Annotated in this window: 19 protein-coding genes; all 19 read right to left on the reverse strand. The window is 43.4% G+C overall.

Features of this window, described 5'->3' with window-relative positions:
• Positions 1-29: 29 nt before the first annotated feature.
• Complete coding sequence (meaB, locus tag B2U56_RS03280; RefSeq protein WP_273015494.1) at positions 30-974, reverse strand: methylmalonyl Co-A mutase-associated GTPase MeaB; 945 nt, start codon at positions 972-974, stop codon at positions 30-32.
• Between the two features lie 2 nt (positions 975-976).
• Positions 977-1396: a cobalamin B12-binding domain-containing protein gene (locus B2U56_RS03285; protein WP_273015493.1), complete on the reverse strand. Its 420-nt coding sequence runs from the start codon at positions 1394-1396 to the stop codon at positions 977-979.
• A gap of 15 nt (positions 1397-1411) precedes the next feature.
• A complete protein-coding gene (locus tag B2U56_RS03290) occupies positions 1412-3097 on the reverse strand; it encodes an acyl-CoA mutase large subunit family protein (protein ID WP_286952295.1) in 1686 nt (561 codons plus the stop codon).
• 43 nt (positions 3098-3140) lie between these two features.
• Positions 3141-3341, reverse strand: coding sequence for a flagellar biosynthesis protein FliR (locus B2U56_RS03295; RefSeq protein WP_213700977.1), 201 nt, complete (start codon positions 3339-3341; stop codon positions 3141-3143).
• 190 nt (positions 3342-3531) lie between these two features.
• Positions 3532-4500 carry a Gfo/Idh/MocA family protein gene (locus tag B2U56_RS03300; RefSeq protein ID WP_013048285.1) on the reverse strand — a complete coding sequence of 323 codons (969 nt, stop codon included), beginning with the start codon at positions 4498-4500 and terminating at the stop codon, positions 3532-3534.
• Positions 4501-4587: 87 nt separating this feature from the next.
• Positions 4588-5358 (reverse strand): polyphenol oxidase family protein, encoded by a 771-nt coding sequence (locus B2U56_RS03305; protein ID WP_286952299.1) that lies wholly within the window; start codon positions 5356-5358, stop codon positions 4588-4590.
• Positions 5358-6692 (reverse strand): bifunctional folylpolyglutamate synthase/dihydrofolate synthase, encoded by a 1335-nt coding sequence (locus B2U56_RS03310; RefSeq protein ID WP_286952301.1) that lies wholly within the window; start codon positions 6690-6692, stop codon positions 5358-5360. Before B2U56_RS03310 ends, B2U56_RS03305 begins: the two co-directional genes overlap by 1 nt.
• Before the next feature lie 3 nt (positions 6693-6695).
• On the reverse strand, positions 6696-9362 hold the full coding sequence (locus B2U56_RS03315; RefSeq protein ID WP_286952303.1) for a valine--tRNA ligase: 2667 nt from the start codon (positions 9360-9362) through the stop codon (positions 6696-6698).
• 68 nt (positions 9363-9430) lie between these two features.
• Positions 9431-10018, reverse strand: a complete 588-nt coding sequence (gene yihA, locus B2U56_RS03320) for a ribosome biogenesis GTP-binding protein YihA/YsxC (protein WP_286952305.1) — start codon at positions 10016-10018, stop codon at positions 9431-9433.
• Between the two features lie 2 nt (positions 10019-10020).
• The gene (gene lon, locus B2U56_RS03325; protein ID WP_286952307.1) at positions 10021-12360 is read right to left on the reverse strand and encodes an endopeptidase La; all 2340 of its coding nucleotides are present in this window, start codon (positions 12358-12360) and stop codon (positions 10021-10023) included.
• Positions 12361-13650, reverse strand: a complete 1290-nt coding sequence (gene clpX / locus B2U56_RS03330; protein ID WP_286952309.1) for an ATP-dependent Clp protease ATP-binding subunit ClpX — start codon at positions 13648-13650, stop codon at positions 12361-12363.
• A gap of 100 nt (positions 13651-13750) precedes the next feature.
• Entirely contained in the window at positions 13751-14332 is a 582-nt protein-coding gene (gene clpP / locus B2U56_RS03335) for an ATP-dependent Clp endopeptidase proteolytic subunit ClpP (RefSeq protein WP_013048292.1), read from the reverse strand.
• A gap of 45 nt (positions 14333-14377) precedes the next feature.
• Entirely contained in the window at positions 14378-15748 is a 1371-nt protein-coding gene (gene tig / locus B2U56_RS03340; protein WP_286952312.1) for a trigger factor, read from the reverse strand.
• 246 nt (positions 15749-15994) lie between these two features.
• A complete protein-coding gene (locus B2U56_RS03345) occupies positions 15995-16198 on the reverse strand; it encodes a cold-shock protein (protein WP_013048294.1) in 204 nt (67 codons plus the stop codon).
• Between the two features lie 197 nt (positions 16199-16395).
• Positions 16396-16644, reverse strand: a complete 249-nt coding sequence (locus tag B2U56_RS03350; protein WP_286952314.1) for a hypothetical protein — start codon at positions 16642-16644, stop codon at positions 16396-16398.
• 13 nt (positions 16645-16657) lie between these two features.
• Positions 16658-17371: an FAD binding domain-containing protein gene (locus B2U56_RS03355; protein ID WP_286952316.1), complete on the reverse strand. Its 714-nt coding sequence runs from the start codon at positions 17369-17371 to the stop codon at positions 16658-16660.
• Positions 17335-17544: a (2Fe-2S)-binding protein gene (locus B2U56_RS03360; protein WP_286952319.1), complete on the reverse strand. Its 210-nt coding sequence runs from the start codon at positions 17542-17544 to the stop codon at positions 17335-17337. The genes B2U56_RS03355 and B2U56_RS03360 overlap by 37 nt, the downstream gene beginning before the upstream one ends.
• Positions 17504-17662: a 2Fe-2S iron-sulfur cluster-binding protein gene (locus tag B2U56_RS03365; protein WP_286952320.1), complete on the reverse strand. Its 159-nt coding sequence runs from the start codon at positions 17660-17662 to the stop codon at positions 17504-17506. The genes B2U56_RS03360 and B2U56_RS03365 overlap by 41 nt, the downstream gene beginning before the upstream one ends.
• Complete coding sequence (locus B2U56_RS03370; protein WP_286952322.1) at positions 17659-18552, reverse strand: molybdopterin cofactor-binding domain-containing protein; 894 nt, start codon at positions 18550-18552, stop codon at positions 17659-17661. Before B2U56_RS03370 ends, B2U56_RS03365 begins: the two co-directional genes overlap by 4 nt.
• Positions 18553-18557 lie beyond the last annotated feature (5 nt).

Consider the following 18557-nt stretch of genomic DNA (forward strand, 5'->3'; position numbering starts at 1 on the left):
TCGTCATGTCTCAACTGCCCCCTCTCAGTTTATCCTTCATTTGTGACTATGTTGTTCAATATATTCTGCGCAACGGTATAGGGGTCTAGTTCTTTACCTAAGATGGCTTCGATTTTGTCGTCAGTCCCTTGACGTTCCCAGGCTTTTTCCACATTTTTAGCGATGTCACGGCTGAGTATGTCTTTTATTTCCTCTGTAAGTTTACGTTTTTGTTTCTTTATGCCGTGAATGCTTTGCTTTAGAAAAGCCCCATGTTTCTCGATGCCTTCTACTAACTCAGCTACCCCATCTCCTTTTTCCGCTATGGTCATATGAATAGGTGGAAACCAGTCTGTTTTTCCGATCAAGTCAAGCATAAGCTTTACTTCCGTTTCTATTTTCTCTGCTCCTGGTCTGTCTGCCTTGTTCACTACAAAGATGTCTGCTATTTCCATAATGCCCGCTTTCATTATCTGAATGTCATCACCCATGCCGGGCACAAGCACAAGACAGACAGTGTCTGCCAGTTTCACTATATCTATTTCAGACTGGCCTACCCCTACTGTTTCAATAATGACAACGTCTTTGCCGCAAGCGTCTAATATTTTAACGGCTTCTCTGGTGCTCCTGCTGACTCCGCCTAGTGAACCTCGCGTCCCCATGCTTCTAATATATACGTCCGGATCGTTAGCGTGACGTTGCATACGAATTCTGTCTGCAAGAATTGCTCCTCCGCTAAAAGGACTAGAGGGATCTACGGCTATAATTCCAACTGTTTTTTTCTTCTTCCTGAACTCAAGGATTAGTTTATCGACCAATGTGCTTTTCCCGGCGCCCGGGCTTCCTGTTATCCCTATGACCAGGGCCTTACCGGTATGAGGATAGAGATATTTCATAATTTTTTCTGATTCGGGCGCCTCATTTTCTACAAGAGAAATAATGCGCGCTAAAGCTCTGATGTCACCATGTAAAGCCTTTTCAGCAAGAAGTGTCACAGCTAAACAGTCTCTTTCTGTTTTTTTTCAGCAACAGCCTTTTCAAGCCACTCTGCACACACTGAGGTTGGTGTCCCAGGGCCAAAGATGGCTCCGGCTCCCATTTCAATAAGAGCAGGAATATCACTTTCAGGAATGACTCCTCCGCCAAAGACAATAATATCGCTCGCATTATGCTCTTTAAGAAGGTTAATGATTTTAGAAAAATAGAAGCTGTGAGCACCCGATAGAATGCTTATTCCTATAGCGTCGGCATCTTCCTGTATCGCTGTATCTACAATCTGTTCAGGAGTTTGGCGAAGCCCAGTATAAATAACTTCCATGCCTGCGTCTCGGAGGGCCCTGGCTACAACTTTTGCTCCCCTGTCATGACCATCGAGGCCTGGTTTTGCAATTACAACTCGTATTTTTTTTACAGCCATAGCTCATTCCTCCACTTACAAAATAATATTTTCTGTGTATTCTCCAAATTCTTCTCTCAATACGCCACAAATTTCGCCTTCAGTCGCATAATTGCGTACAGCATCGATAATAAGAGGCATCGTATTAATGGATTCATCCCGAGCTGCTTTTCGTATTTCATCAAGGGTGCTTTGCACCTTTATGTTGTCTCTGCTTTCTTTCATCTTTCTAAGTTTCTCGATTTGGCGTTCTCCCACTGATTCATCGACCTTGAGAAGCTTCATATCTATCTTCTCATCTTCTAACTGGAATTTGTTCACTCCGACGACAATGGAGTCTTGGCTTTCAATAGCTCTCTGGTACGTGTAGGCTGAATCCTGAATATGTTTCTGGACATAACCCTTTTCTATAGCAGCTAGCATGCCGCCCATTTCATCTATTTGTCCGATATACTCTTCTGCTCTTTTCTGAATTTCGTTCGTCAGACTTTCAACAACGTAGCTTCCCGCAAGAGGATCCACTGTGTTCGCAACACCTGATTCATAGCCAATGATCTGCTGGGTCTTAAGAGCTATGCCAACGCTCTTTTCGGAAGGAAGAGCCAAAGCCTCATCCATACTGTTGGTGTGGAGGGACTGGGTTCCGCCCAGAACTGCAGCGAGGGCCTGAATGGTGACCCTGACTATATTATTCTCCGGTTGCTGAGCAGTGAGAGTGCAACCTGCGGTCTGGGTGTGGAAACGAAGCATCTGAGCTTTAGGATCGGTTACTCCAAAGCGTTCTTTCATTATCTGGGCCCACATTCTTCGGGCTGCCCTGAATTTCGCTACTTCTTCCAAAAAATCGTTATGAGCATTGAAGAAGAAGGAAAGGCGCTTGCCGAACACGTTTGGATCCAGCCCCTTTTTGCTTGCTGCTTCTACATAAGCGATACCGTCGGCTAATGTGAAGGCGACTTCTTGTGCCGCCGTGCTGCCGGCCTCCCGAATGTGATAACCGGAAATAGAAATAGTATTCCATTTAGGGACATTATGGCTGCAAAATTCAAATATATCAGTTATCAAACGCATAGAGGGTTTTGGGGGGAAAATATAGGTGCCTCGGGCTATATATTCTTTTAAAATATCGTTTTGAATAGTACCAGAAAGATCACTCATGGAAACGCCCTGTTTTTCTCCAACACATATGTACATGGCGAGTAACACACTTGCGGGAGCATTGATTGTCATGGAAGTAGAAACCCTATCAAGAGGAATTTTGTCGAAAAGGATTTCCATATCGGCAAGGCTATCAATGGCTACTCCCACTTTCCCGCATTCCCCCTGTGCCATAGGGTGGTCAGAGTCATATCCAATTTGGGTAGGAAGGTCGAAAGCTACAGATAGACCTGTAGTTCCCTGGGAGAGAAGATATCTATACCGTTCATTGGACTCTTCTGCTGTTGCAAATCCTGCGTACTGACGCATTGTCCACAGACGGCCCCTATAAAGCGTAGGTTGCACGCCTCGAGTAAAGGGGTACTGCCCTGGATAGTTTAAGTCTCTTGCATAATCAAATTCTTCTAGGTCAGTTGGGTCATAAACGCGGTTTAAAGGAAGATTTCCACCTGTGCGGAATTCTTTTCGGCGTTCAGGCCGTTTTTCTAACACTTTTTCAACTTTCCCCTCATACTTTTTTCTAAGTTCAAAAAGTTCAGGGATATTTTTCTTTTCTTCAGTCATGGTACTTCGCCTCCCAAATAAAAAGTCTCATTCTTTCCAATTTTTATTTCATCCCTGCAAAAGAATAAAAACCTAATATAATTGCTCCTGCCAATAAAAATCCAAGAAGCATTCGAAGATAAACAACCCATATAGCACCGCCAGGAAGTTCTCCTTTACCTATTTTAACAACGAGTCTAGCAACAAAAAGAGCCCCAACAAACATAGCAAGAGCTATAAGTGCATTTATATTTTCAGTTGGCATAAGAATCCCTCACTAATTAATATTTTATCAAAATTGAGCGAAGCATATATTATATAAAACCACAAAAACACAACAATAATGCATTGTGAATAGGATAACATTGAAATAAAAATGATAAAAATATATTTCTATTAAATACATAAAAATAAGGCCGGAGAAAAACATTTCACCGGCCTTAGGGGGGGCATCTTTATTGCGAGATGATCGATTCTTCTTTCCCTTCGCTTAGATGAATTTGTTTGAGAACTGAAATGGCGACTTCGAGGGCACGTTTGCCGTCCATTATCCCTACTAGGGGCTGCTTCCCTTCTCGTACACATGTAACAAAATGCTGAAGTTCCAGCTTAAGAGGCTCGCTCTTGGGGAATACTGGATGTTCTATGACTTCCACAAGTGTGCCATTCTCATGACGTACGCATCTGTTGATTGAAACATCCTGCGTTTCATAGTTTATGGTTAGGTATCGCTCTGGTTCCATTATTTCAAGCTGTCTAAGACGGCGCTCTGAAACGCGGCTTACTAAAATATGGGCCATTGCTCCATTTTTGAAAGATATCTGCGCAGAAGCAACATCTTCATGGTTTGTTCGTATACATCTTCCTGTTGCAGAGATGGAGTCGATCTCCGAATGCACTAGTGAAAGAATAATATCAATATCATGGATCATTAAATCAAGGACAACCCCCACGTCGCTGATTCGGGAAGAAAAGGGGCCAAGTCGGCGCGACTGGAGAAAGAGGGGTTCATGAACTATCTTAGATGTATATTGTACAGCGCTGTTAAAACGTTCCACATGACCTACTTGGAGAACGAGATCTCTTTTTGCAGCCACGTTAAGCAGGTCTTCCGCTTCTCTCACTGTTGTTGTCACTGGTTTTTCTATAAGAACATGAATTCCGTTTTCCAGAGCTTTCTTTGCTATCTCATAATGAAGACTTGTTGGAACTACAACACTTACTGCATCTGGCCGTGCTTTCTTGATAAATTCTTCGAAATTTGTGTAATAAGGAACCCCAAGATTATCTCCGATAGCAGCTGCGCGTGCTTCGTTCTCATCAACTACTCCCACAAGCTGTGTGCCGAGAAGTTCAGTATATAATCTAGCGTGGTGCTGTCCTAGGTGTCCCACTCCTATTACCCCTACTCGTTGTAGGTCCATTTAGGATCACTCCTTGTAACTTTTTCAATGTTGCGTTATAAGCCTCTTTCTTTATTGTCACGTAAAAAATAGAGAAAGTGGTATCTGTTATTTATCTATTATCAGAGAAGCTAATAGGAACATCCTCTCTTTGATGTCCTTTCTCCGATAGGAATAACAATATTGCTGATCTTTATATGAACAAAGAGGGATAGTGGTAATATGTCCTTCTAATAGTTCATTTTCCAGCAATTGGCTTTCAAGGGCGCCAGGCAGATCAAAATATACACGCTCCCCTTCCTTTTGCCAATGGGCGGAGGAAAGTTCTTTCTGCCCGAGCAGTGACCATTCATCATCTTTTCTAAAATAAAATGTTTTACTGATGCCAGGACCGATCCATGCATAGATACGATTGAAGTCCAAATTCATTTTTTGGTCAAGGTTTACCAGGCTGTTTCTTACAATATTTTGTACAGTTCCCTTAAACCCTGAATGAAGCAGCATCAGCCATGGATGGGGAACTGGAGATGCCAATATGACCGGCACACAATCTGCAAAACGAAGACTCCCTTCATAGAGGGTGCTTTTTAAAAAAATTCCATCTGCAAACGGTCGTTCAGGCAGGCAATATTCTTCTTTTTCTGTGAGAATACGGGTCCCGTGAATTTGTTTAGGGGCTAAAAGCTTTTTTTGTGAAGTTTCTTCTTTTGAAAGAGAAGCCACTGCTTTCCTGCTAAGAGCCGGATCCCCCATGGCCTTTCCTATAAGGCTGCCTTTCATAAATAACCTGGCTTTAAAAAAGGCCCTTTCCTCTGGGCAGAGATATTCAAGAATATAGTGCCCCTCTTTCTCATCAAGAGAGAAGTTTCGTGCGGTCATTATAAAAAACGAGCTCCTTCTGCCATATGGGTCTGTACATATCCAATAAGATAAAGGCTTCCGCAGCAGACTATAATGTCACTGTTTTTCTGCGCCTTTTGAAGTGCTTCCACTGGATCTGGAATGCCCTCTGGTTCATTAGTCCATTTATATAGAGCAGCTTCCTCTTGTAATGCGGAAGCTTTAGCCGAGCGCTCCATGCCAGGGACTTCAGTGCAAATAAGTTGTGGCTGCAACTGACTTAATCGGTGCAACGCCACATTATGTTCTTTATCTTTCATGGATCCATAGACTATAGTCAATCTTACTTTACTCCCGTTTATTTCCAGAGCATTCAGGCTCTCTACAAGGCGGGCAATACCATCGTCATTATGAGCTCCATCCAGCATGATAGGAGGATGGGTTGGAAGAAGCTCCATTCGTCCCCGCCAGTGGGTCTGTGTTAAACCCTGACGTATGGTTTGCTCTGTTATCTGGCTTAGCTCCCTTTTTAAAATATCCATAGAGGCTACAGCGAGACTGCTGTTAGATACCTGGTGGACACCGAGCAATGGGGTGTGCAAGTCAGTATATTCCACGATGCCGTCTTTGCCATGAAGGGTGAATGTAGCTCCTTTAATGGAAAGTTCTTTAGTTGTAAATGAATATGCATGAGGCAATACTACCCCTGGTGCTCCCTTTTTCTGACATTCTTTCGCGAACAAGGTACATAATGAAGGAGCGCCCCCCGCGAAAACTGCCGGTACGCCTGGACGAATGACGGCAAACTTTTCCATAGCAATGGCTTCTAGAGTGTCACCTAAAAAGTCCATATGGTCTTTTGATATGGAAGTGATAATGGTGATTAGAACCTTTGTTAGAGTGTTTGTGGCGTCAAGCCTTCCCCCCATCCCCGCTTCTATAACAGCGACATCCACTTGGGAATCCGCTATGATGACAAAGGCAGCGGCAGTAAAAACTTCAAAAAATGTAGGGGGATCCTCTGAGAGCCTCTTGTCTTGACCTATGGTATTTATAACCTTTCGCGCGGCCTTTTTCCATGTTTCAGGGGAAACCATTTTTCCGTCAAGAAGGAGCCGCTCCCCCATATGTACAAGGTGTGGGCTTGTATAAAGCGCGACATGCATTCCAGATGATCGCAAAATTGATTCTACATAGGCTGAGGTAGATCCTTTTCCATTTGTTCCGACAACATGTATTGCCGGGAAGGCCCTTTCCGGATGGCCTAACAGTTCTAGCAACTTGGAAATACGCTCCAAGCCTGGATGTATTCCAGGGCTTGAAGCGCTTATTAATTCATTTTCTACTTTTTCGTAAAGAGTTCTAATGCTCATATTCTACGACCTTTTCAGACTGCTTATATTGTCCGCGATTCGCTGGTGGTGGTTTCTGTTTTCCTCAAGGCGGCCTCGTTCTTTATCCACAACCTCTTGAGGAGCTTTGGAAGTGAAGTTTTTATTGGCCAGTTTCTTCTCCATTTTATCTATATCCTTTTCAACACTCTTGAGTTCCTGTTCCAGGCGCTCAATCTCTGCTTTGATGTCAAGCAGGCTTCCCACTTCCAGACTGATTTCCCCATTGGTCATAACTGAGGCGAGGCATCCATGAGGTTTTTTGTCGCTATCTGAAATAATATCAACTCTCTCTACCCTCGCAAGGAGTGAGATCATATTCATATTTGCAGATACGAGTGCCTTTAAAGCATCATCATCTGTCTGAAGAATAACGCGCTCGACTTTTTGCTGAGGTGCTACCCTTGCCTCTGCTCGTAAGTTTCTGATTATACGAATTATTTCCTGAAGGGTTCCCATTCCAGACAAAGCATTGTTAAAAATTAGAGCTGAAGATGCTTTTGGCCACTCTGAACGTTCAATTGAGTCATCGCTGAATCCAAATGTGTGCCACAGTTCCTCTGTAGCAAAAGGTATAAAGGGATGGATGAGCTTCAGCACTGTTTTAAAGACATATTCTACTATTGCCTGGGTATTTTTAACCCGTAACTCACCTTCATCTCCCTTCAACGCAGGTTTAGACATTTCGAGGTACCAGTCGCACAGATCGCCCCAAATGAAGTCGTATAGCATTCGGGCTGCTTCCCCAATAAAATAACCGTCGAGAAGCCTTGTAATCTGCTCTATCACTTGCTGTGTGCGTGTAAGGATCCACTGGTCATGAAGTCTAAGCTCGCCTTTATCCGGAAGCGGTTTTTCAGAGCAGTTTTCTTCTAGATTCATTAAGGCAAACCTGCTGGCATTCCAAAGCTTGTTCATAAAGAGACGGTAGGTTTCAATTTTGTTTGTGCTTAATAGAATATCCCGCCCCTGAACAGTCAACGCCGCAAGGGTCAGACGAAGAGCATCTGCTCCGTATTTATCGATCATTGTGAGGGGGTCTATGACGTTCCCCTTTGATTTACTCATCTTCTGGCCATCTTCATCACGGATAAGGGCGTGTATGTAGACCTCTTTGAAAGGCTCGTTTTCCATAAACTCAAGACCCATCATAATCATGCGGGCTACCCAGAAGAAGATGATATCAAAGGCTGTTACCAGTAAGGATGTAGGATAGAAATAATTGAGTTCTTCGGTTTTCTCTGGCCACCCCAGAGTGGAAAAAGGCCACAGAGCGCTGCTGAACCACGTATCAAGAACGTCCTCATCCTGTTGGATGCGGGCGCTTCCACATTTTTCACAATGGGTAGGATCTTCTTCAGAAACAGTTATGTGACCGCATTCCGCGCATGTCCATGCCGGGATACGATGGCCCCACCATAGCTGGCGCGATATGCACCAGTCACGAATGTTTTCCATCCATTGGTAGTAGATTTTTTGCCATTGTTCAGGAATCCATGTGATATCTCCCTTTTCCACGGCTTCAATCCCCGCGTCTGCTAATGGCTTGGCTTTAACGAACCACTGTTCAGAAAGATATGGCTCTACCACGGTGTGGCAACGGTAACAGTGGCCGACAGAATGGTCGATCTCCTCTATCTTTTCTATGAGGCCCTGGGCTTTAAGATCTTCCACAGCTCGTTCCCGTGCTTCTAAAATAGGAAGCCCTTTATATGCGGGGGCATTTTCATTCATGAATCCGTCGGCATCGATAACCTGAATTTGCTCGAGGTTGTGCCGTTGACCCACTAAGAAGTCGTTAGGGTCATGGGCAGGCGTTATTTTCACGCAGCCTGTTCCAAATTCGGGATCGACCATGATATCTTCAATAATGGGTACTTCTCGATCTGTAAGAGGTACACAAACTTTCTTTCCTATCATGTGGCGGTACTTTTCGGCCCGAGGATGAACTGCAATAGCAACGTCCCCTAAAATAGTTTCAGGGCGGGTTGTTGCTACAAGAAGATGCCCTTCTCCTTCTACAAAGGGATATTTCACATAATAAAGGCAGCCTTTCAGATCTTCATGCTCAACCTCAATGTCGGAAAGAGCCGTATGGCAGCGTGGGCACCAGTTAATGATGTAGCGCCCCTTGTAAATAAGGCCTTTTTTATAAAGTCTGACAAAAACAGTTCGTACGGCCTGGGAGAGACCTTCGTCTAGAGTAAACCTTTCTCTTTCCCAATCACATGAGTTCCCTAGCTTCTTCATCTGTTCTATGATTCTGCTTCCGTATTCTTCTTTCCATTCCCAAACCTTGTTGACAAATTCTTCCCTTCCTAGATCGTGTCTCGATATGCCATTTTTTGCAAGTTCCCGCTCTACCACATTCTGTGTGGCAATACCAGCGTGGTCTGTACCAGGCAGCCACAGAACATTAAAACCGTTCATCCGTTTATATCGACAAACGATGTCCTGAAAAGTATTGTTGAAAGCATGCCCCATATGAAGGGAGCCGGTAACGTTCGGAGGCGGTATGACTATTGAAAAGGCTTCTTTCGTCGTGTCAACTTCAGCATGGAAGAGCCCTGACTCTAACCACCATGAATACCATTTATCCTCAATGGGCGTTGGATCGTAAGTCTTTGCTATTTCTTTTGTACGGATTGCCATTGAAAGTCTCCCCTCCATTATTTCTATATCGGTAAACTTACCTGAAAATTAAAATTAAGTATTTACCCTCAATTAAGATATTTTGTCAGAAATTGACGGAATTCACCTACTCCTGACTTGTCCTGAGCTGAAACTATAAAGGGAACTTCTATGGATTTGAGTCCCTTCCTGATATAAGAATGCAGCATCCCCTTGTGTCGCCCCTTCGAAATCTTGTCGGCTTTTGTAAATACAACAAGGGATGGAATGCCTATTTGAGAAATCCATTCTTGCAGCTCTTGATCGTTTTTCAGCAAACCGTGGCGAAAATCTACCAAATGAACAAGGAGCTGCAATGTTTCTCTTTGTGTAATGTATTGTTCGATTAGCTTTGCCCATTTTTCTTTTTCTTTGAAGCCTCGGGCTGCGTATCCATAGCCTGGAAGATCCACTAGAAAAAAGTCAACTTCCGCTTCTATTTTGTAGAAGTTGACACTTCTGGTTTTTCCTGGCGTAGAACCAACATGAGCTAATTTCCGTTCCATCAGGGCATTAAGCAACATTGATTTGCCTACATTTGAACGCCCCACAAAAGCCACCTCAGGAAGAGTCTGGGGTGGAAACTGGTCTTCTTTAAATGCAGTCGTTGCGAGCTGGGCTTTCCAGCGCTGAGCCATTTCTACCTCCGCTCCAGAGCTATGTCAAAAACTTCTGACACATTGTCAACAAAATAGAAGGAGAGCCCCTTAGTGACCCACTGCTCCATTTCCTCTACATCTATGCGGTTGGCGCCAGGAATAATAATGTTGCTAATTTTTTGACGTTTTGCAGCCAGAATCTTTTCTCGAATGCCCCCTACCGGCAGAACTTTTCCCTGAAGAGAGATTTCACCCGTCATTGCTATCCCTGGAAGCACCTGTCTGCTGCTCAAAGCTGAAAGCATGACTACGGCCATGGTTATGCCTGCAGATGGTCCATCTTTTGGAATTGCTCCCTCTGGAACATGAATATGTATATCCTGGTTTTTCCAGTTTATGTGGTCCAGACCTAGTTCGGCGCTACGGGCTCGCAGAAAGCCAAGAGCCGTCTGAGCTGATTCCTGCATAATATTCCCCAAATTGCCAGTGAGTATAATATCGCCCTTGCCGGACATGGCAACGGCTTCAATAACAAGGACGTCTCCGCCGCTTTCAGTCCATGCAAGACCCACAACCGTGCCTTTTTGTTTGTTTTGAGGAAGCTGCACATCGTAGAGACGTGGCGCTCCCAAATAATCCTTCAGGTCTTTTACCCCTATTGTAATCTTTTTGAAAAAAGAGTCTTTTCCCTCTCTTACTATTTGAAGCGTTACCTTTCTACAGAGAGTGGCCAGGCTCCTTTGAAGATTACGAACACCTGCTTCCCGCGTGTAATCCCTAATAGTTTTCTCCACTGTTTTCGAAGTAATACTTATCATTTTGTCTGTCAATCCATGTTCTTTGAACAGCTTAGGCAGCAGATGCTTCTTCGCGATGTGAACTTTTTCTTCGGAAACATACCCCGGCAAACGGATAACTTCCATTCTGTCCAGCAATGGTGCCGGGATAGTATGGGTTACATTGGCAGTAGTGATAAAAATTACATTGCTCAGATCAAATGCCGATTCGATATAATGATCAGTAAAATTGCTATTTTGCGCCGGATCAAGAACCTCTAAAAGAGCTGATGCGGGATCGCCTCTAAAATCCTGTCCGATCTTATCGATCTCATCCATTAGCATAATAGGATTTTTAGTGCCAGCTTGTCTCATTTTCTGTATGATTCGCCCTGGTTGAGCTCCCACGTAGGTTCGGCGATGACCGCGTATTTCCGCTTCATCCCGTACTCCGCCAAGAGAAAAATTAACAAAGCGGCGTCCAAGGGCACGTGCTATGGATTGCGCGAGAGAAGTTTTTCCTACTCCAGGAGGTCCTACAAAACAGAGAACCTGTCCTTTCGCCTCTTTTCCTGCCAATTGACGAACCGCCAAAAATTCAAGAATGCGTTCTTTAACCTTTACAAGGCCATAATGATCTTCATCGAGTATCTTTTGTGCCTTTGTAATATCCAAGTTTTCTTCTGTATAGGTATTCCAAGGTAATGCCAGAAGCCAATCCAAATAGGTACGTAATACACTGGCTTCAGAAGAAATAGGAGGCATTTTTGAGAGCCTGTCAACTTCAATACGGGCTTTTTTGCAGACTTCTTCCGGCATCTCAGATTCTGCTATTTTTTTTAGAAGATTTTCTGTTTCTGATGAAAAATCTTCTTCTCCCAGCTCCGTTTGAATGATTTTCAGTTGCTCCCTAAGGTAATATTCACGGTGCCCCTTTTCCATTTTTTGACGTACTTGCTCCTGTATCGATTGCTCTAGCTCCATCAGCTCTATTTCTTCCATCAAAATTTTGATGAGAAGCTTAATATATTTTTCTGGATTAGTGATACTCAATAGTTTTTGTTTCTTTTCTGTTTTTATTTTCAAATGAGACGCAACCACATCTGCAATATCGCAGGGGTGCTCAATGTTTGCAAGTGAAACGATAACCTCTTTTGGAATTTTTGCATTTATTGACACGTACTTTTCAAAAAGCTCAAGAACACTCCGTTTCAGCGCTTCCATGTTTTCTGGAAGAGCTGAATCCCACTGCACGATTGCAATATTACCCTGAAAGGTTTCTTCGTCTTCCAAAAATTCCTTGATATGCCCCCGCTGTTTTCCTTCGACAAGAATTTTTATGGTGCCATCGGGGATACGAATCATTTGAAGCACCTTGCATAGTGTTCCTATGGTGTAGATATCTTCAGATATAGGCTCTTCTGTTGTTAAATCTTTTTGAGCTACAACAAAAAGGGATTTATCTTCAATACTTGCTTTTTCAATTGTTTTTAATGAACGGGGTCTTCCTATATATAGAGGTACTATGACCCCTGGAAAAAGAACAAGATCACGTACAGGCAGAATATAACATCGTTCTGCCTGTACCGATTCCGTTATTGTCACTTATGCTACCTCCTCTTGCCCCTTAATTTTTATTATGGGAGAAGCTCCTTTTTCGACCACTTCTTTTGTAATGATAATCTTCTCCACTTCATTGGAGCGTGAAGGTATTTCATACATAAGATCGAGCATGAGATATTCCATGATGGATCTTAGGCCTCGTGCGCCGGTGTTTTTCTTGCGCGCCTCTCTCGCTATGGCCTTGACAGCGTCCTGTTCGAAGAAAAGTTTCACGCCCTCTATTTCAAAGGTTTTTTGATATTGCCGTATCAGAGCATTCTTTGGCTCCACAAGAATACGAGCCAGGGCGTCATCATCTAATTCTTCCAGCGGAACAACAACGGGAAGACGTCCTATGAGTTCGGGGATAAATCCAAAAGCCATGAGGTCTTCAGGCTGCACCTGACGCATTAGCTCATAGTTTCGGTGATCTTTCACGCTGAGAATATCCCCGCCAAAACCAATCATCTTCTTATTAACTCTTCGCCCTATAACCTCTTCAATTCCTGCAAAGGCTCCACCGCAGATAAAAAGGATATTAGACGTATCCATCTGTATGAAGTCCTGGTATGGGTGTTTTCGTCCGCCCTTAGGAGGGACATTGGAAAGTGTCCCTTCCAGAATCTTTAACAATGCCTGTTGTACCCCTTCTCCAGAAACGTCTCGTGTTATCGAAGCTGACTCAGACTTTCGTGTTATCTTATCAAGTTCATCTATGTAGATAATTCCTCGCTCCGCCGCTTGAATATCATAGTCTGCAGCCTGCAAAAGGCGAACAAGAATATTTTCAACGTCTTCACCCACGTATCCGGCTTCAGTAAGGGTTGTTGCGTCGGCCATGGCAAAGGGAACATTCAATTTTTTGGCAAGACTTTGTGCTAAAAGGGTTTTGCCAGAACCTGTTGGCCCTATAAGTAAGACATTGCTCTTTTGCAGCTCAATGTCATCATTCTCTTCGCTCATGGTGCTAATTCGCTTAAAATGATTGTATACGGCTACGGAAAGGATTTTTTTTGCATCTTCCTGTCCAATAACGTACTGGTCGAGAAACTTCTTAACCTCAGCAGGTTTAGGAGTGTCTTTTAAGGACACGTTGAAAGCGTCGCTTCCCTTGACAGAGTCGCCGCCAACTTCATCATTTAGAATCAGATTGCACAAGTGGATGCACTCATCGCAAATGTAGACACCCGGTCCAGCGATAAGTTTTCTTACCTCATTTTGTTCCTTCCCGCAAAAAGAACAACGCAGGGTGCCTTTATTTTCCCCTTTACCTTTGTCTTCAAATTTAAACATACACAAACCTCCTTAAAGCCGGGGGCGTGAAACAGAAAGAAGGGAGCACCAATACACGGGCTCCCTTGTCGAAATCCGCAGGCAGAAACTCTGGGAAAATCTAAACTCTAGATTCGATGACCTTATCGATAATGCTGTATTCAAGCGCTTCTGCAGCTGACATGTAAAAGTCTCTGTCCGTATCAGCCTTAATTCTTTTTCGAGTTTGCCCCGTGTGTTTGACAAGTATATCATTGATCTTTTCTCTAATCTTGAGAATTTCTTTTGCATGAATTTCAATATCTGTCGCTTGTCCATGGGCGCCTCCAAGGGGCTGATGGATCATAACTCTTGCGTTAGGCAGAGCGATCCGTTTACCAGGTGCACCTCCTGCGAGAAGTACAGCAGCCATGCTTGCTGCCTGTCCAATGCAGATCGTGGAAACAGGACTTTTGATATATTGCATCGTGTCGTAGATAGCAAGTCCAGAAGAAATAACTCCTCCAGGGCTGTTGATATAAAGATGTATATCTTTATCTGGGTCTTCGCTTTCAAGAAAAAGAAGCTGGGCAACGACAGTGTTTGCTATGGGATCATCAATTTCTTGTCCCAAAAAGATAATCCTATCTTTTAGAAGACGGCTGTAAATATCATACGCCCGCTCCCCTCTTCCAGACTGTTCTATAACCATAGGTATAAGCATGTATTTTCACCACCTATCTTACTAATACTTCAAAGACAGATCGTTCTATTCGGCCTGTTCTGCGATGTCCTCTTCAGTGTTATTTCCCAAGGACGAAAATTTTTCCACTTCTTTAATGGAAACTTTGCTTAAAAGCTCTTTCGTTGTCTTTTTGTAACGGATCCGGCTCCCCATTTCCATAACTCTGTTCTGATCTTTAAATACTGATCTCAACAAAGTATCGGTGCTTATATTATACGCTGTTGCAAGGGGTTCTACTTCAGATTCAAAGTCCTCTTTTTCAATGGAAATATCAAAGGATTCTGAAAGAGCATCAAGAACGAGATATTGACGAACTGCCCTCTCTGCCTGGTCTTTAACTCTGCTTTCATAATCTTCCAGTTCCATTTTAGATTCTGCTAAAATTTCTTCCATGGTCTTGTTAAATCTTTTTTGCGCATTTTCAGTGTCTTCTTTTTTAATATGCTCAATCTGTCGATTAATCAAAGTTTCTGGAAGCTCAACTTCCGTTTTATCTGCCACTTTTGCAACAGCTGCATTTTCAGCCATGGTATCGCTTTCTTGGGTCATGCGGTCCACCAGGCGATTCTTTACTTCTTCACGAAAAGCTTCTTCGCTATCTACAGAATGCCCTAAGGTCTTTTCAAAGAAAGCCGCTTCCAATGGCGGTAATTTCTTTACCTTTATTTCTTTGATAGACATATCGTAACGAATCTCTCTTCCCGCAACCTCTGGATCAGCATAGTCCTCTTCTACCTGAACAGTTGCTTCAACCTTTTCGTTGGCGACATGTCCTTTTAATGCCTCTTTAATTCCTGGTCTCAAATCCTGGAGGCCGAGATCTACATTGACTGTTGCCGGTTCATGGGATTTAATAATCTTTCCTTCTTCGTCAAGAACGTTTGTAACGTATTCTATTTCCACAACATCGTCATCTTCTACGGCCCGGTCTACTTTTTCGTGTTCTGCATTTTGTTTCTGCATGTTCTTGATTGCTTCATCTACCATTTCGTCAGTGACGTTAACCTTTAATTTTTCTATCTCAATGGTTTCAAGCTCGGGCAGTTTAACTTCAGGCGCAACCTCAAAAGTCAAAGTGAGAAGAACATCCTCTCCCTCTTCGAGCTTTTCTATTTCCATTTCTGGCTGGTCGATGAGGTCTAATTCATAATCTTTAACGATCTGGTCAATGGTGTCAGGCATAATAGATTCAAGGGCCTCTACAAGGATACCCTCTTTTCCAACTCTCATCTCCAAAATATTACGGGGGACTTTCCCTTTTCGAAAGCCTGGAACATTTATTTTCTGGGTCAGTTCACGAACAGTCATATTTATGCTTTTTTGAAATTCTGTGGCCTCTAACTCTACCTTTATAGTAACGAAATTCTTTTCCTGAGATACAAGCTCGGATCTCATACTTTAGCAACCCCTTTCAACTGGCAGACGACATGCCGTAGTATAGCACATCAAAATGTACAAACTTAGAAGGGCAGACCCAAAGAAATTTTCAGGTCTGCCTTTTTAAACCGCTATGCATTGTACATGTTTCTTTTACGAATTGTAAAGATATAGCTAAAAATTTTATAACAAAAATAAAAAGGCAGCACGGGTTAAAGTGCTGCCTTTATTCCCATCGAAATAGAACAATGTCGGATAAATAAACTAGATTTTTTCTACGTTAGCCGCTTGCTCGCCTTTAGGCCCCTCTACAATCTCAAAAGAAACCCTTTGGCCTTCCTCGAGGGTTTTGAAGCCTTCGGTCTGAATTGCGCTGAAATGAACAAAAATGTCTTTGCCTTCGTCGGTGGTGATGAAGCCATACCCTTTTGACGCATTAAACCATTTGACTGTTCCCTGAGTTGTCAAAATACTGCCTCCTAAAATTTTAAGCTTGTATTACTGATGGCGCCTATCAGCACCGTTACAATAAAGTATTTACAAATGACTGTCAAGTATTCGTAAATACAGTTTTTATGGAATATTAACGTTGTTAAGAAAACGCTCCAGCAGTTTTCGTGCAATTTCTTTTCTGAAAGCTGAAGATTTGCGTGGATTGATGTTCTTCATGGCTTTTTCTCCTGCTTTAAAGATAAGATCTGGCCTTCAATGAACTTTTCAACAGCGTACAACCGTTCAGGAAAAGCAGACATGCTTCCTGCAGCAAATCTTGCGGTTTTGATCGTTCGTTTCTCAACGGCCAGATAACATCCTAAAGAAATTCGTGAAAGGGTCAATGTTGCTCGCGAACCTCGTTTATAAAATTTTTGAAAAGAATTAGCCTCAGGTGCTGGGATCTCTATTGATGCCAGCATCTCATCTTTGTGTCTAATCGTTTGTCGATAGCCAGAGAAGAATTTCCAGAGGAACAGTTCTAGAACCTTCTTTATTGCAGAGAACAACGCTTCCGCCAAGGGCCATAAGAATAACCGGCAGATCTGCTGCCCCTGATGCAGTCATCAAGTTGCCCCCTATTGTCGCCCTGTTTTGTATAGCAATAGCGCCACAAAGGGATGCGGCATGACTAAGAGAAGGAAAATGCTGCCGGATAAAAGGATGGGTCATAAGCGTTCTATTAGTGCATGCGGAACCGATAAAGATCTTCTGAAGTTCTTTCTTATATGTAATGCGATGAAGTTCATCAATGTGGCTTATATCTAAAATTTTTTGAGGGTAAGTTTTCCTGTTCTTAATATCCGGCCCAATATCAGTCATTCCAGATATGATGGTTACATCAGGGTAGTCTTTAAGAACGGCAAGAGCTTCTTCAACACTTTGGGGAATAAAAACCCACTCCTTTTCTTCCGCAGAAAGAAAGGGGAGGCTTACATTTGTCATGTCGTCAGGCTCTTTTTTTAGATTATCCCCATAGCCTAGCTTCGCGGCTTTTTCTACTGCTCGGAAGATTGCTTCGTAGCCCGTACATCTACAGAGATTACCGGATAGACCTTCTCGTATCTCTTTTCTGCTGGGATGGGTATTTTCAAATAACAAGGCTCGGGAGGCTAGGCTAAGATCATACCTGGGGTACAAAAGCCGCATTGGACGCCACCCTCATCAATAAAGGCCTGTTGCAAGAGATCTGGCCCGTCGCCCCTCCCCAGGCCTTCGATCGTAGTGAAAACATGACCGTGGGCCTGAATAGCATAAAGCATATAGGAGTTGACCAATTTATCATCCATAAATGATGGCGCAAGTTCCGCACTCTCCCTCACCGCATCCCTCCTTAGCTCCCGTAAGCCTTAGATCTTTCCTGATAACGTCAAGAAATCTCTTTAAAGGGGGGGGCTTCAAAAAGTACTTTTTCTGATTAACAATGACCTCTATTATCATCGCTTTTCACGTTCTTCTGTGAAAGCGTTTCGTTCCAGGTCAAAAAGTAGCTCTCCTGTTATAGGAATCTGGGTTGGGAATAGTCCAGTTGCGTTCCATAGAGCAGATGCGAGGGCAGGTGCTCCCCCATCCATTGGCAGTTCTCCAAGCCCTTTAGCCCCATAAGGGCCGTAAAGACTGGGGACTTCAACAATTTTGACGTCAAACTCAGGAACATCCATAGATGTGGGAATAAGATAGGCGTTCAGATGGCTAGATAGGTAGCGTCCGTCTTCTATCTTAAAATCTTCGAGATATCCATATCCCAAAGCTTGAAGAGCCCCTCCCTCTATCTGTCCTCGAGCTAATATGGGGTGAATGGCTTTGCCCACCTCCGCTACGATTGTACACACTTTTGGTTGTATTTCGTAGGTGTCAGTGTCCACCTCAGTTTCGACCACATAAGCTATCCAGGAATAATCCTTGTAGGCGGTACCCCTATAGGTGCTCTCATCCCAAACCATATCTATATCTGGAGGAGGGGCATACTCTCCCCTAGCCTGAAGTTCTCCTGCTTCATGGAGATAACGAAGAGCCGTTTCATCAAAAGTAAAGACCAGCTCTTGAGAAATAGTGAAAATCCCGCGACTATAAAGAACAGAGGGCAAGTCTTCACGGACCATGGAGACAAAGTTGGGGCCAGGAAGATCGGCTGCCGTTACGATGACCACCTGTGACCAGTTGAAGGAAGGATCAAAAGATATGTCATTGATAATTCCACGTACTTCTGAAGAACGGAGGGTACCCCCAACCCACATGCCTGGAAGGAAAATATCATCGACAAAAAGAGCCTGTCCAGTAACTTTGCTCACTCCGTCCTTTCTTGGGAAGGTTCTCCCTATGATCCCCATTGTTA

The sequence above is a fragment of the Aminobacterium sp. UBA4987 genome, assembly GCF_002396985.1.
Lineage (GTDB): Bacteria > Synergistota > Synergistia > Synergistales > Aminobacteriaceae > Aminobacterium > Aminobacterium colombiense.